14 protein-coding genes are annotated in these 12,817 nt (G+C 64.7%); 9 read left to right on the plus strand and 5 right to left on the minus strand.

Translation table 11 applies throughout. The features are described from left to right. The first annotated feature begins 232 nt into the window (after window positions 1-232). The 9 genes from rpmH to C5O27_RS04660 all read left to right on the plus strand — a co-directional run bounded on the left by rpmH (window position 233) and on the right by C5O27_RS04660 (window position 8,372). The gene (gene rpmH / locus C5O27_RS04620) at window positions 233-376 is read left to right on the plus strand and encodes a 50S ribosomal protein L34 (RefSeq protein WP_005200386.1); all 144 of its coding nucleotides are present in this window, start codon (window positions 233-235) and stop codon (window positions 374-376) included. Between the two features lie 43 nt (window positions 377-419). Further along, window positions 420-851 carry a ribonuclease P protein component gene (gene rnpA / locus C5O27_RS04625; protein ID WP_035754031.1) on the plus strand — a complete coding sequence of 144 codons (432 nt, stop codon included), beginning with the start codon at window positions 420-422 and terminating at the stop codon, window positions 849-851. Further along, window positions 848-1,327 (plus strand): membrane protein insertion efficiency factor YidD, encoded by a 480-nt coding sequence (gene yidD / locus C5O27_RS04630; RefSeq protein ID WP_042378125.1) that lies wholly within the window; start codon window positions 848-850, stop codon window positions 1,325-1,327. Before rnpA ends, yidD begins: the two co-directional genes overlap by 4 nt. A gap of 28 nt (window positions 1,328-1,355) precedes the next feature. Continuing rightward, window positions 1,356-2,546 (plus strand): membrane protein insertase YidC, encoded by a 1,191-nt coding sequence (gene yidC / locus C5O27_RS04635; protein ID WP_006361168.1) that lies wholly within the window; start codon window positions 1,356-1,358, stop codon window positions 2,544-2,546. Window positions 2,547-2,587: 41 nt separating this feature from the next. Continuing rightward, window positions 2,588-3,223 carry a Jag family protein gene (locus tag C5O27_RS04640; RefSeq protein ID WP_127962035.1) on the plus strand — a complete coding sequence of 212 codons (636 nt, stop codon included), beginning with the start codon at window positions 2,588-2,590 and terminating at the stop codon, window positions 3,221-3,223. Between the two features lie 1,186 nt (window positions 3,224-4,409). Continuing rightward, window positions 4,410-5,111 (plus strand): 16S rRNA (guanine(527)-N(7))-methyltransferase RsmG, encoded by a 702-nt coding sequence (gene rsmG, locus C5O27_RS04645; RefSeq protein ID WP_042378121.1) that lies wholly within the window; start codon window positions 4,410-4,412, stop codon window positions 5,109-5,111. A gap of 225 nt (window positions 5,112-5,336) precedes the next feature. Next, window positions 5,337-6,293 (plus strand): ParA family protein, encoded by a 957-nt coding sequence (locus tag C5O27_RS04650; RefSeq protein ID WP_127962036.1) that lies wholly within the window; start codon window positions 5,337-5,339, stop codon window positions 6,291-6,293. 34 nt (window positions 6,294-6,327) lie between these two features. Continuing rightward, a complete protein-coding gene (locus tag C5O27_RS04655) occupies window positions 6,328-7,365 on the plus strand; it encodes a ParB/RepB/Spo0J family partition protein (RefSeq protein ID WP_127962037.1) in 1,038 nt (345 codons plus the stop codon). A 146-nt stretch (window positions 7,366-7,511) separates the two neighbouring features. Continuing rightward, window positions 7,512-8,372 carry a hypothetical protein gene (locus tag C5O27_RS04660; protein WP_127962038.1) on the plus strand — a complete coding sequence of 287 codons (861 nt, stop codon included), beginning with the start codon at window positions 7,512-7,514 and terminating at the stop codon, window positions 8,370-8,372. On the opposite strand, the gene C5O27_RS04665 is transcribed toward C5O27_RS04660, so the two are convergent. From C5O27_RS04665 to sigM, 5 genes are all read right to left on the minus strand, one after another. Further along, entirely contained in the window at window positions 8,317-9,450 is a 1,134-nt protein-coding gene (locus C5O27_RS04665) for an N-acetylmuramoyl-L-alanine amidase (protein ID WP_127962039.1), read from the minus strand. The two genes, C5O27_RS04660 and C5O27_RS04665, sit on opposite strands and share 56 nt — an antisense overlap. Window positions 9,451-9,721: 271 nt before the next feature. Continuing rightward, the gene (trxA, locus tag C5O27_RS04670) at window positions 9,722-10,060 is read right to left on the minus strand and encodes a thioredoxin (protein WP_006361161.1); all 339 of its coding nucleotides are present in this window, start codon (window positions 10,058-10,060) and stop codon (window positions 9,722-9,724) included. 56 nt (window positions 10,061-10,116) lie between these two features. Then, window positions 10,117-11,124, minus strand: coding sequence for a thioredoxin-disulfide reductase (trxB, locus tag C5O27_RS04675; protein ID WP_127962040.1), 1,008 nt, complete (start codon window positions 11,122-11,124; stop codon window positions 10,117-10,119). Window positions 11,125-11,267: 143 nt separating this feature from the next. Then, entirely contained in the window at window positions 11,268-12,065 is a 798-nt protein-coding gene (locus C5O27_RS04680) for a hypothetical protein (protein ID WP_127962041.1), read from the minus strand. Between the two features lie 156 nt (window positions 12,066-12,221). Next, window positions 12,222-12,797: an RNA polymerase sigma factor SigM gene (gene sigM, locus C5O27_RS04685; protein WP_127962042.1), complete on the minus strand. Its 576-nt coding sequence runs from the start codon at window positions 12,795-12,797 to the stop codon at window positions 12,222-12,224. Window positions 12,798-12,817: the final 20 nt, after the last annotated feature.

The following is a 12,817-nucleotide window of genomic DNA, read 5'->3' on the forward strand; positions in this document are numbered from 1 at the left end:
AACACACCTGGTGAGAGACTGTTCTGCTGCCCCGACGACCGCGTTTGATTTGAGCGCGCGCTGTCAGTAGTCTCGACTGGTCATCCAGGTTGCGGATTTGCGCGGCGTTTTGTCATGTTCGCCGAGTTCATCACCGACAAGAGTTCGGCACCGTCCTGGATCAACGACCAACGACAACATGTGGGTCACGTGCGGGTAACCGGCGTGCTCACAGGGAGCACAAGGAGTCACCGTGGCCAAGGGCAAGCGTACTTTCCAGCCGAACAACCGTCGTCGTTCGCGCGTGCACGGCTTCCGTCTGCGTATGCGGACCCGCGCCGGCCGTGCGATCGTCAGCAGCCGCCGTAACAAGGGCCGCGCGAAGCTCACCGCCTGATCGTCGGCTACCCACCGGATCCTCCGGGTCCGGTCAGCTGATGATGACTGCGTCTTCTCATCGGATCTCTCGTGGATCCGACTTCTCACGCACCCTGAAGTCCGGTGCGCGGGTGAATGCTCGTGACTTCGTCGTACACCTGGCACCGGTCGGCCCACAGTGGCCGGATCCGACCGGGTTACGCCGCGACGTCGCCATGACAGGTGGACCCTGGCTCGGCCTTGTCGTGAGTAAGTCGGTGGGCAACGCCGTGGTCCGCCATGCCGTCGCACGACGGCTGCGGGCCGCGTTCGCGGCTACGCGGCATCTCTGTCCGGCCGTCGAGACATACGTGGTGATCCGCGCTCGACGCGGCGCCGCGGACAGGACCAGTGAAGAACTGGCGGATCAACTGCGATCGGCTTTGACCAGCCGGCGGGTCATCGAGATGACGCCCACCGCAGGCACACCGACCGGGGCGGGTGTCGGACGATGATCGACGCCGAGCTGAATGACCGTGGATCGGCCCCCTCCCCCACCCCGTCATCGTCGACTCCGAACACTCGGACCGACTCGCCCGCGGACGCGGACGATCAGCTCACCGTCATCGCCCGGATGCGCCGGGTAGCCCATCTGCTCCCCCGCCGCACGGTCATCTTTCTCATCGAGCTCTACCGGACCTGGGTATCGCCGCTGCGGCTGCCCACGTGCCGGTTCGAACCGACCTGCTCGGGTTATGCAGTGGAGGCCCTCGAACGTCACGGCTTCCTGTACGGCTCTCTGCTGGCGACGGTCCGGCTCCTCAAGTGCGGTCCGTGGCACAAGCCCGGATACGACCCGGTTCCCGACAAAGGTCCCCGCGAACTGTGGAGCGATCTCTGCGGCCGGATCCGTGAACTCTCCGGCGGGCCGCAGTCGGCCCACGATGGCCGGACCCATCAGCCACCGTCCCGGCGGAACGATTCCACCTAGAGAACAACAAGTAAGGGGTACCTGACCCGTGCTCGACTTCATCTACTACCCGGTGTCCGGGATCATGTGGGTGTGGCATTGGCTCTTCAGCTACGTCACGCCCGCCAGTCCCGGTGGCGACGGCATCGCCTGGGCATTGTCCGTGGTGTTCCTCGTCTTCACCCTGCGTGCAATTCTCTACAAGCCCTTCGTGAAGCAGATTCGCACCACGAAGAAGATGCAGGAAATCAACCCGCAGCTCCAGGCGATTCGGAAGAAGTACGCCAAGGACCGGGTCAAGATGACCGAAGAGATGCAGAAGCTCCAAAAGGAGCACGGGTTCAACCCCATGCTCGGCTGTCTGCCGATGCTGCTGCAGATCCCGGTGTTCATCGGTCTGTTCCACGTGCTGCGTTCGTTCAACCGTATGGGCACCGGCATGGGGCAGCTCGGCATGAGCGCCGCCGAGACCCGGTCGCAGGGCAACTACGTATTCAGCGCGGAGCAGGTGCAGAACTTCCTCGACGCGCGCCTGTTCGGCGTCCCGTTGTCGTCGTATCTCGTCGAACCGTCGACCGAGTTCCAGGCCTTCGTCGAGCCGGGTGCCCCGATCGACTTCACCCGCCCGCAGATTGCTTACGTCGTGGTGCCGATGATGATCGTCGCTTCGATCGCCACCCACATGAACTCGCGCGCCTCGGTGCAGCGTCAGCCCGAGGCTGCACTGGAGAATCCGCAGACGCGGATGATGAACAACCTCGCGCTCTACATCTTCCCCATCGGCATCCTGGTCACCGGTCCGTTCTTCCCCGTCGCGATCCTCCTCTACTGGATGAGCAACAACATCTGGACCTACGGCCAGCAGCACCTGGTCTTCGGCAAGATCGCCAAGGAAGAGGAAGAGGCCAAGCTCCTCAAGCAGGAGAAGCTGAAGGCGAATGCCCCCAAGCCGGGTGTGCGTCCGGACCGCCAGAAGAAACGCAATGCAGCCGCAGACGAATCCGGCAACTCGGAGACGACAGCGGTGTCCATGACCAAGGCGGGTGCGACCGACGACGCGGATGCGACGAGCGACTCCTCCCCCAGCGGCGCCACGGACTCCGGGCCGGGCGCGAAGCCGAAGCCGGGACAGAAACCGACGCGCTCGAACGCCGGCGCCGGTCCGGGTTCCAAGAAGCAACCCCCCAACCGGGGCGGGAAGTCCACCGCCAAGAGCGGTAAGAAACGCGGCAAGCGATGACCGCACAAGACTTGTTCGAAGCACACAGTTAGGTGAACGAGATGACAGCAGAGACTGCAACTCAAACCGGAACCGAGACCGAGGCGCAGGACGACGCCAAGGCCACGACCGAAGACCAGACCGAGTCCACCGGTGCGGACACCGCTGCCGACACCGACGTCACCGACGAGTTCGCCGAGGACTTCGACGATGACGAGGACGATGACGAGGACGACGAAGATCGCCTCGTCGAAGAGGGCGAGATCGCGGGCGACTACCTCGAGCAGCTGCTCGACGTCCTCGACTTCGACGGAGACATCGACCTCGATGTCGACGGTGATCGTGCCGTCGTCAGCATCGACGGCGGTGACGACCTGACGAAGCTCGTCGGCCGTAAGGGTGAGGTTCTCGACGCCCTGCAGGAACTGACCCGTCTCGCGGTCCAGCAGGCGACCGGTGAGCGCAGCCGGCTGATGCTCGACATCGCCCGGTGGCGTGCCGACCGTCGTGACCGTCTGGCCCGTCTCGGCCGCGAGGTCGCCGAGCGCGTCCTCAAGTCGGGCGAGCGCGAGGCGCTGGATCCGATGACTCCGTTCGAGCGCAAGATCGTCCACGATGCGGTCGCCGCCGTCGACGGTGTCGTGAGCGAGAGCGAGGGCGCCGAGCCCAAGCGTCGCGTGGTGGTCCTCCCCGAGTAGTAGTCGCCCGGACTACCAAGTTGCACTCAGGCCCCGACCGTCGGTCGGGGCCTGAGTCGTTTCCGGGCTCCCCTCCCCTTCAAGGTTCCCGACGCTCGAATGGCTGCGAGAAGTTACAGGGGTGTTGTTTCACGTGAAACGTCGGTCTTTGGGGCCTTCGTCAGTTCTCGCGTGAGGGGACGTTGTGGGTTCTCGTGCGCGGCGAGGAGCCGTCGATTCGACGCCCTCCGGCCAACTATGCAACGGATCTCCGCGACCTCAGTCATCGGGGTTGATTTGTCACGTGTCGTTTCGTTTGGATTGGCTCATTGCGGCCCGATGGGCCTCCGCGAATCCGTCTGCATCCCTTGGCGGCCATCCGTTCGCGGGTCGATGCAATCGAAGTGCGATGCTGATTGTGGAGTGTCCCCCACAGAGACTCTCACCGGTCCCCTTCATAGGAGGCTGAGGTTCTAGTGAGTGCGCCGGTCTGGTTGCGGGCCGGTGAGTGCTGGCAGGCTTGCATGACGGTAGATGTCGCCCTTCGTGGCGGGCAGCGACATGACTCGCGTCATCTGTCGCCGATCTGGTTTCACGTGAAACGGGGCGCTGCTGAGGTCCGCGTGAACCAGTGCGGTGTACGCGGCGTCGCTCGGCCCGAAGTCGAGAAGCGTGCCTGGGTCCCCGCCACCGAAATGAAAGCCTCGTTCTGCCGGCACCGATGCATCCAACCCTTTCGCGACCGATTGAGATCTCGTCGGCGTCCGAGCTGCGAAGCGTCGTCCATCGTGAGGGGCACTTGAGAGGTACGAAGCACACAGGGTTGAGTTGGTGCGCAGGCCCGCGTTGCGAGTTGACTGCTCCCCTCCCCCCCAGAAGCCGCCGTGCCGTGATGACGCGTAGCGGTGAGCATCCGACAGTGCTTCCCCGGGCGCCTCTCTCGTCGACCGGATCCGGCTGTGGCACGACAAGCAATTGAGCTAGAACTGGGCGTTTGGATTCGGCGTCGTGACCAAAGACTCGCCCGCTGAGCCTTGGATCGGTCGGTCCTCACCGGCCAGACGACTATGAGTTCAGCGGTCCGTCGAATAACACCAATGTGGTTTCACGTGAAACATGTGCCTCCGGGCTCCATGTGCACCGACCGTGAGTCCCGCCAGGTTCCACGTGAAACACTGTCATAGGACCAACTAGAAACGGAGGCGCAGTGTCGTCAGACGCTCAACCCGATGACCATCCCGACCTTGATGCACTGCAGACCCCGCCGGCGTCGGCGGACGCGGTGTTCGGTGAACGTAAGGAACTGGCGGAGGGTTACTGGCGAATACTGGCCACCGATGGCATCGACCACGGCCTGATGGGACCCCGAGAGGTTCCTCGTCTGTGGGATCGGCACATCCTCAACTGTGCAGTCATCGGCGAACTGATCGAGAAGAACGAGATCGTGTTCGACGTCGGGAGCGGTGCGGGCCTACCCGGTTTACCGCTCGCCATCGCACGGCCGGATGTGTCCATCACTCTGATCGAGCCGCTGCTTCGTCGTAGTACCTTCCTTGAGCGAGCAGTCCAGACCCTCGGCCTCGAGAACGTGGCAGTCGTCCGCGGCCGTGCGGAGGAGAAGGCGGTCCGCGCGGGCGTAGGTCTTGCGGACGTGGTGACGTCCAGGGCTGTCGCACCGCTTGAGCGGCTCGCCAAATGGTCCGCTCCCCTTGTTCGTGGGGGCGGACGGATGATCGCGATCAAGGGATCGTCTGCGGCCGAGGAGATCGAGCGGGATCGCGCGGTCGTCGGGAGGACCGGAATCAGTGACCTCCGGGTAATCACGTGCGGGGCCATACTCGAGACCCCGACGACTGTCGTGGTGGGGACGAAGGCAGAGCGGGCCGCGAGAAAGCAGCGACGGCGATGAGCATCGCCTGGATCATCCGCGGTAGTGCGGCCGATTGTGCCGACGGTGTCACACAGAGGGAGTTCTGAATTGGTATGGAGTCCGCGTAAGGCGCAGAATAGAAAGCGTCCTGGCAGTGCGACTCAGCGCGCTGCCGTTGACGATTCTGCATCAGTTGGAACCGGGGCGACGTCCCCTGGACCCGACAACTCGAACGCCTACCAAGTAGGTCAAAGGAGTGCCCGCGTGGTCGAGCAAGACCCGAACGTTTCACGTGAAACGCCACCCGCTGGAGCCCCGCACGTCGCGGGCGAACCATACGCCGACACCCCGATCGCCATGGCTGCGGAGCGCGCGAGTCAGGTCCTGACACCTGGCGGTGCCGGCCAACTCCCCCGCCCGCAGCGCACCCGCATCATGACGGTCGCGAACCAGAAGGGTGGCGTCGGCAAGACGACCACTGCGGTGAACCTGGCTGCCGGTCTGGCTCTGCGTGGACTTCGCGTGCTCGTCGTTGATCTCGACCCGCAGGGCAACGCGAGCACGGCCCTGGGTATCGACCATCGCGCCGAGGACATCGCCTCCGTCTATGAACTCCTCCTCGGAGAGGTGACGCTCAAGGAGGCCATCCAGGAATCGCCGAGCCAGCAGGGTCTCTTCTGCGTCCCCGCGACACTCGATCTGGCCGGTGCCGAGATTGAACTCGTGTCCCTGGTCGCGCGCGAGAACAGGCTCCGCAACGCCCTCTCCGACGAGGTGCTTGCCGAGTATCAGCTCGACTACGTCTTCATTGACTGCCCGCCGTCACTCGGCCTGCTGACCGTCAACGCGATGGTCGCCGCCCGTGAGGTCCTCATCCCGATCCAATGCGAGTACTACGCACTCGAGGGCGTGGGACAGCTTCTCCGGAACATCGAGCTCGTTCAGGCGCACCTCAACCGCGAACTGCACGTGTCGACGATCGTCCTCACGATGTACGACGGTCGGACCAAGCTGGCGGACCAAGTGGCCGAAGAAGTCCGTCGCCACTTCGGCGACAAGGTGCTCGGCACGATCATCCCCCGCAGTGTGAAGGTGTCCGAGGCACCCGGTTACGGGATGACGATCATCGAATACGATCCCGGTTCACGCGGCGCGATGAGTTACTTGGATGCGGCGCGCGAACTGGCTCTCCGCGGCGCAGCGGAAAGCGCTCAGGCATGACGACACAGATCCGGTTCCGAGTGGAGGTAGAGGCATGAGTCAACGGGACACCGCGCAGCGACGAGGCGGACTGGGTCGTGGACTGGCCGCACTCATTCCGACCGGTCCCACCGAGGACCAGTCGAGCGCTCCCAGACTGGGCAACGCCGCTGCCGACGTCGTCATCGGGAAGGGCCCGTCGCCTGCCGTCGACGGCCATTCCTCCCCTGCCGGCGCCTCAGCGGTCGATGTATTGAGCCGCGAAGAGGCCGGCGCCGTCTACCGGGAGATCCCGCCCAAGGAGATTCAGCCGAACCCGAACCAGCCCCGGACGGTCTTCGACGACGAGCAGATGTCCGAGCTGGTCCACTCGATCCGCGAGTTCGGTTTGATGCAGCCGATCGTCGTACGGCGCCTGAAGGAGCCGACGGCTGACGGTGTCGCTTACCAGATCGTCATGGGTGAGCGCCGGTGGCGGGCGAGCCAAGAGGTCGGTCTCGAGGCCATTCCGGCCATCGTCCGCGAGACCGCTGATGGCGACATGCTGCGCGATGCACTGCTCGAGAACATCCACCGCGCTCAGCTGAATCCGTTGGAAGAGGCGGCCGCCTACCAACAGCTTCTCGAAGAGTTCGGTGTCACCCACGAGCAACTCGCAGCCAAGCTCGGCCGCTCACGCCCGCTCATCAGCAATATGATCCGCTTGCTGAAGCTGCCCATCCCGGTCCAGCGTCGCGTCGCGGCGGGCGTCCTGTCCGCTGGGCATGCGCGCGCCCTCCTCTCCCTCGAAACAGGAAGCGACGCACAGGAGGCTCTCGCCGCGCGAATAGTCGCCGAGGGCCTGTCGGTTCGCGCGACCGAGGAAGCTGTCACTCTCGCCAACCGCGGGGACGGACCTGAGGCGAAGCCGGTCGCGCCCAAGCGCAAGCCGATGCAGATGCCTGGACTCCAGGACCTCGCCGAGAGATTGTCCGACAGCCTGGACACCAGGGTTACAGTCAGTCTAGGGAAGCGGAAAGGGAAGATTGTCGTGGAGTTCGGATCGGTTGATGACTTGGAACGCATCGTTCAGTTCATCGACCCGAAGAAGTGAACTCCACCGCGATTTTCTCGGTACCAGCGGATGCGGAAGTAATGTCACAGTGACGATTGACGGATCAGGCGACGACTTGGATTTCGAAATGGGCTGCAGCCCAATACTTTTCGTAGATTCACGTCTTCGGTTCGGAGCTAGGTGACATGAGTGTGTCGATTGTGCGGCTGGAACTCGGATCTTTCGAGTCGCTCCCCCATCACACCCGGCGATGTGTCTTCTGGGAAGTCGAACCGACTACCAACGGTGAGTCCTACGAGAGCGAGTTTGACAAGGAGGCCTGGATCTCCGGGCTGTTGCTCGAGTGGGGCGCGTGCGGACAGGTCGCGATCGAATCAACGACCAACTCCGTCATCGGTACGGCGTTCTACGCACCGCCGAACAGGGTGCCTCGCTCGCAACACTTCCCCACTTCCCCGGTCAGTCACGATGCCGTACTACTCACCAGCATCCGAACCGAGCCGGGCCACGAGGAAGTCGCGACGATTCTGCTCGACGCAGTCCTCGGTGATCTGATTCGCCGCGGTGTCCGCGCGGTCGAATCCTTCGGACTGGTTCGCAACGGTGCCGGCGGCGCCGAGTTCGGCTCGGCGCTCGGTGCCACACCGTCCGGATCTTCGGAGACGGGTGGGGCCGTCGCCGGTGGAGGTGTCGCCGATCTCGATTTCTGGACGGATGAAGCGATCATCGAAGTCGCGCGGGAGATTCTCGAGGACTCACAGGCGGACTTGTGCACCACGTGCATGATCGATGCGTCGTTCCTCAAGAACTCCGGATTCGACGTCGTCTCATCGCACCAGCGCTTTCCGCGGTTCCGTCTGGAGCTCGACCAAGGACTCGGCTGGAAGTTCGAGGTGGAGAGTGCCCTGGAGAAGCTCGTGGTGATGGCCGAGATCGATCTCATCGGACGGCAGCGCACAGCTGTCCCGGTGGGATCCGGTCGGGGGCGCGTCAGCGCGAAGCGTTCTCCGCAGCCAGGAGGTCCGCGAAAGTGTAAGTGCCCGTAGGACGATCGTCCTGATCGAGCAGGTACAACCGTTTCACGGCCACCAGGATGGCATCGGCGATGACATTGCGCCAATCCGAATTGGCAAGGACGGCGGCATCATCCGGATTGGTGATGTAACCGACGTCGATGAGGGCGACCGGCATCCGGGTGAGCCGCAGGACATCCCATGTGCGCTCGTGCGTCCGACAATCGGCAAGCGGTGTGCGAGCGGCGATCTCGCGCTGGATGAACCCGGCGAGATTGCGACCGATCGTCGAGAAAGAGTTCTGGTTGTTGCCGAAGTAGAACGACGCGACGCCGTTGGCCTGCACGTTGCGGTAATGACCGCAACGAAGCGAGATCATCAGGTCGGCGTCCATGAGGTTCGCGACTCGGGCGCGTTCGTTGTCACCCGGCCGGCCCCGACCATCGTGAGACAGGAAGGTCTGCATCCCGGCGGCGGCCATGCGGCCCTCGAGACGCGCTCCCAGATCCCAGAGCAGATCGGATTCGCGTTCGGCGAGGTCACCGGTTGACAGCGGATGAAGCCCGCCGGAACCTGGATCGATGAGGATCCGCTTGCCCGACAGCTGCGGACCGGAGCGTCGAACCTGCTCCTCCTGGCGGATCGCATACGGCGAACCGCCGGTCACACGAGTGCCGAGACGCTCGAGAGATCGTAGAGTCGCCGGACCGCAGATCCCGTCAGACGCCAGACCGTATTCACTCTGGTACAGGCAGACAGCGTTGTGGGTATTGAGCCCGAAGATTCCGTCGACGAGCGAGGTGTAGTAGCCGAGGTTCTGGAGTCGATGCTGCAGGGTCGCGACGTCGTCGCCGACCATGGGTGCCGACAGCTGGTACGAGAGCACACGGGCACCGAGACGATACGAGGCCTCGCGAAGAACCCGGTAGGTCGCGGGTCCGACGATTCCGTCGACGATCAGACCGCGCTGCTGCTGGAACGCCCGAAGTGCCCGGTCACAGGCTTCGTCGAAAACAGGTTCCCCACCCTCGGGCAACAGACCGAGCCCGACCAGGATGGCGCGGATCTCGGCCACCGCCGAGCCGTGATCCCCAAGTCGGAACAATGGCATGTCGTCACCCCTCGTACGAATCGCGGCAGGGTGACGCCCTGCCGGCGAGATCTGGCGGACCACATCACTGCGGCACCGGTCAGCATCAGCCTGCATTCTCTCAGCTGAAGTTCACTACACCAAACTGGAACAGGTCCAGCGGCGTCGTTGTCGGCTCGTGTCCCTCATGGTCGGGGACCCGGGCCGAGACTACCAACGACGAGAGCCCGCGGGCCCACGACAACGTCGTTCACCCGTCGGAGTCTCGCCGCGGATCAGAAGAAAATGCAGGTCAGGCCGACTGGCCGACCACCGAATCGAGCTCGCGGAGCAGTGCCGCCTTGCCCTTGGCCCCCACGATTGTCTTCACCGGCTGACCCTTGTCGAACAGGATCATGGTCGGGATCGACATGATCTGGAAGTCGCGCGCGGTGGCCGGGCTCTCATCGACGTCCAGCTTGGCGATGGTGAGCTTGTCGCCGTGGTCGCGCGCGATCTCCTCGAGAACCGGGGCGACCATGCGGCACGGGCCGCACCAGGTCGCCCAGAAGTCGACCAGAACCGGCTTGTCGGCACCGAGAACGGTGTCCTTGAAAGTGGTGTCGTTGACGACGACCGTGTTTGCACCCATGGTGATGTCCTCCTCAGATGGACTCAGAGAATGAAGTTGGAAAGGAAAAGTTCAGGTCAGGCGGGTGCCTGAACAGCTTCGACGTCGGCAACGGACTCGGCGTCGACGGTGTGCGCGGGCGCTTCACCCTGTTCGGCGAGCCAGCGCTCTGCGTCGATGGCAGCCGAACAGCCACTACCGGCTGCCGTGATGGCCTGACGGTAGGTGTGGTCGACCAGGTCGCCACAGGCGAAGACACCGGGCAACGAGGTGTAGGTGGTGCGACCCTGAACGAGGACGTAGCCCTCGTCGTCGAGGTCGACCTGTCCGCGGACCAGTTCGCTGCGCGGGTCGTGGCCGATCGCGACGAACATGCCGGTGACGTCGAGGTTGCTCACCTCTCCGTTGCGGGTGTCCTCGATCTCGAGGCCACTCACCGAGCCGTCGCCGATGACCGACCGAACGGCGGCGTTGGTGACGAACCGGATCTTGTCGTTGTCGCGGGCGCGCTCGAGCATGATCTTCGAGGCGCGGAACTCGTCGCGGCGATGGACCAGCGTGACGGTGCGGGCGAACTTCGTGAGGAAGGTCGCTTCCTCCATCGCGGAGTCGCCGCCGCCGATGACGGCGATGTCCTGGTCCTTGAAGAAGAAGCCGTCGCAGGTCGCGCATGCGGAGACACCGCGACCGAGGAGCTCCTGCTCTCCCTTGATACCGAGGTACCGAGCTGCTGCGCCCATCGCGAGGATGACCGCGCGTGCGCGGAACACCTCACCGCCGACCTCGACCTCCTTGATGTCGCCCGCGAGGCGAACCGTGTCGACGTCCTCCATGCGCAGGTCGGCGCCGAATCGGATCGCCTGCTCGCGCATCTCGTCCATCAGGGCAGGGCCCTGGATGCCGGTCTGGAAGCCGGGGAAGTTCTCGACCTCGGTGGTCGTCATCAGCGCGCCACCGAACTGGGTGCCCTCGAAGACGATCGGCGCTAGCTCGGCGCGCGCGGCGTAGATCGCCGCGGTGTACCCGGCAGGACCAGATCCGATGATGATCACGTCGTGGATCTGCTGGGTCTCTGGCTGGCTCATCCGTCCTCCGTGCTGTGGGGTATGCGAGATCCCGGAGTTCTCGTCGGGATCACGGCTGCTTCAACACAAGGGTAAGCGCAGATGTTCCCGGTCAAGTCCATGCGTCCGGCGTGGTGACGCAGGTCTCGGCTCTGTAGAGGGGATCAGGCGCCGATGGTCCCCCTGGCCAGGAGCGCGGGATTGCCGGTGTCGCACTCGAGACCGACGATCAGGGCGTCGAACCGGCCGGCGATCCCCGTCGACAGCAGGATGGCGGCAGCGGGGTCGCCGTGGAAGATGATCCGCCCGGAGCCCACGATGACGACCGTCGCGGGGACGAGATGAGCCGCGGTACAGCGCCGGAGCGCCGCGACCGAACCGAACGGTGCACCGTCGGTACGGCCGAGGACTGCGATGGCCGACGCGGAACCCGCCGGGTCCAGGGTCTGGGTCGGTCCGGGTTGAGCCTGCATCGGCGACCGGGCGTCGTCGGATGACGAGGACATCAGGCTCAGCACGCCGATCGAGCCGAGAGCGACCACCACGATCGCCGCCGCCGCGGCCAGCACGACCGGGAGGGTCCTCCACCGGCGGGATCGTTCGCGCCGTGCGGCGAGATCCACCGGGGCGTCTTGGCCGGGACCGGGCCGCACAGGACCGGGAGTTGCCGCACCATCGATCGCGGACGATCCGGCGAGAGCGGCCAGTGTGGCCTGGACGTCGGCGCGGACATGATCCGGAACCGTATGCGGGGTGGGGGCCGACGTGCGCAGCTGACTCGTCGTCCGGGCCAGGGCTGCCAGGATCTCCTGCGCGGCAGCGTCATCGGCGATCCGTGCGCGGACGTGGGCGGCAGCGCGTTCGGACAGAACCCCGGCGTGGAGATCGGCCAGCGTCTCCGCCGAATACGGCGGCTCGGGCAGATCGCCGGACTCGGTGTCGTCAGGTCCCCGCGGGGTCATGGTGTCAGTCTTCCATTCCGAAGGTCGGGCGTCGGTGTCTTGGTGGCTGCATTTCGCTGGTCGTTGTCCGTTGGTCGTCGAATACTTGGACGCACGACGCGCGGTTCCGGTTCCGCCCCGACCGAATCCGACGGAAACCCGTTGGCAGGCATTGGCTTACGCATCTTCGGCAGTCCGGAGATGGCCGAGGACCTGAGCGAGTTTGAGGCGCCCCCGCGCGCATCGGCTCTTGATCGTCCCCTCGGCGACGCCGAGCAACGACGCCGCTTCGGCGACCGAATAGCCCTCTAGGTCGACCGCGACGATGGCCTGTCGTTGCCCTTCGGGCAGCGTGTGCAGCGCCCGACCGATGGAGACGGACAGATCGACCGCGGCGATGTCGTCTGTCGTGTCCGCAATCGACATCACGTCCCATTCGGGCAGGGGGACGGTCCGGCGGGCGTTGTTGCGTCGAATCCGGTCCAGGCACGCATTGACGACGATCCGGTGCAGCCAGCTGGTGACCCTCGCGGCGGAGCGGAAATCCGCCGCGGTTCGATGCGCGGCAAGCAGTGCGTCCTGCAACCCGTCGGCAGCATCCTCGGGGTTCTGGCTGGTCCGAATGGCGACCGACCACAGGTAGTCGAGGTGACGGTTGACGAGAACGGAGAACGCGCCCGGGTCGCCGGCGACGTGAGCGCCCAGCAACTGCTCATCGGTGCGCAGGTCAACTGCGTCGTTCCCCCCGGCCATGCGCTGAGAGTAATGGAGAA

This window comes from Gordonia alkanivorans (assembly GCF_004011905.1).
Classification (GTDB): Bacteria; Actinomycetota; Actinomycetes; order Mycobacteriales; family Mycobacteriaceae; genus Gordonia; species Gordonia alkanivorans.

Excerpts from the sequence above, each read along its gene's own strand:
- rnpA (WP_035754031.1), top strand. The coding sequence starts at position 420 with ATGACTGCGTCTTCTCATCGGATCTCTCGTGGATCCGACTTCTCACGC.
- yidD (WP_042378125.1), top strand. The coding sequence starts at position 848 with ATGATCGACGCCGAGCTGAATGACCGTGGATCGGCCCCCTCCCCCACC.
- C5O27_RS04640 (WP_127962035.1), top strand. The coding sequence starts at position 2,588 with ATGACAGCAGAGACTGCAACTCAAACCGGAACCGAGACCGAGGCGCAG.
- C5O27_RS04655 (WP_127962037.1), top strand. The coding sequence starts at position 6,328 with ATGAGTCAACGGGACACCGCGCAGCGACGAGGCGGACTGGGTCGTGGA.
- C5O27_RS04660 (WP_127962038.1), top strand. The coding sequence starts at position 7,512 with ATGAGTGTGTCGATTGTGCGGCTGGAACTCGGATCTTTCGAGTCGCTC.
- C5O27_RS04665 (WP_127962039.1), bottom strand. The coding sequence starts at position 9,450 with ATGCCATTGTTCCGACTTGGGGATCACGGCTCGGCGGTGGCCGAGATC.
- trxA (WP_006361161.1), bottom strand. The coding sequence starts at position 10,060 with ATGGGTGCAAACACGGTCGTCGTCAACGACACCACTTTCAAGGACACC.
- trxB (WP_127962040.1), bottom strand. The coding sequence starts at position 11,124 with ATGAGCCAGCCAGAGACCCAGCAGATCCACGACGTGATCATCATCGGA.
- C5O27_RS04680 (WP_127962041.1), bottom strand. The coding sequence starts at position 12,065 with ATGACCCCGCGGGGACCTGACGACACCGAGTCCGGCGATCTGCCCGAG.
- sigM (WP_127962042.1), bottom strand. The coding sequence starts at position 12,797 with ATGGCCGGGGGGAACGACGCAGTTGACCTGCGCACCGATGAGCAGTTG.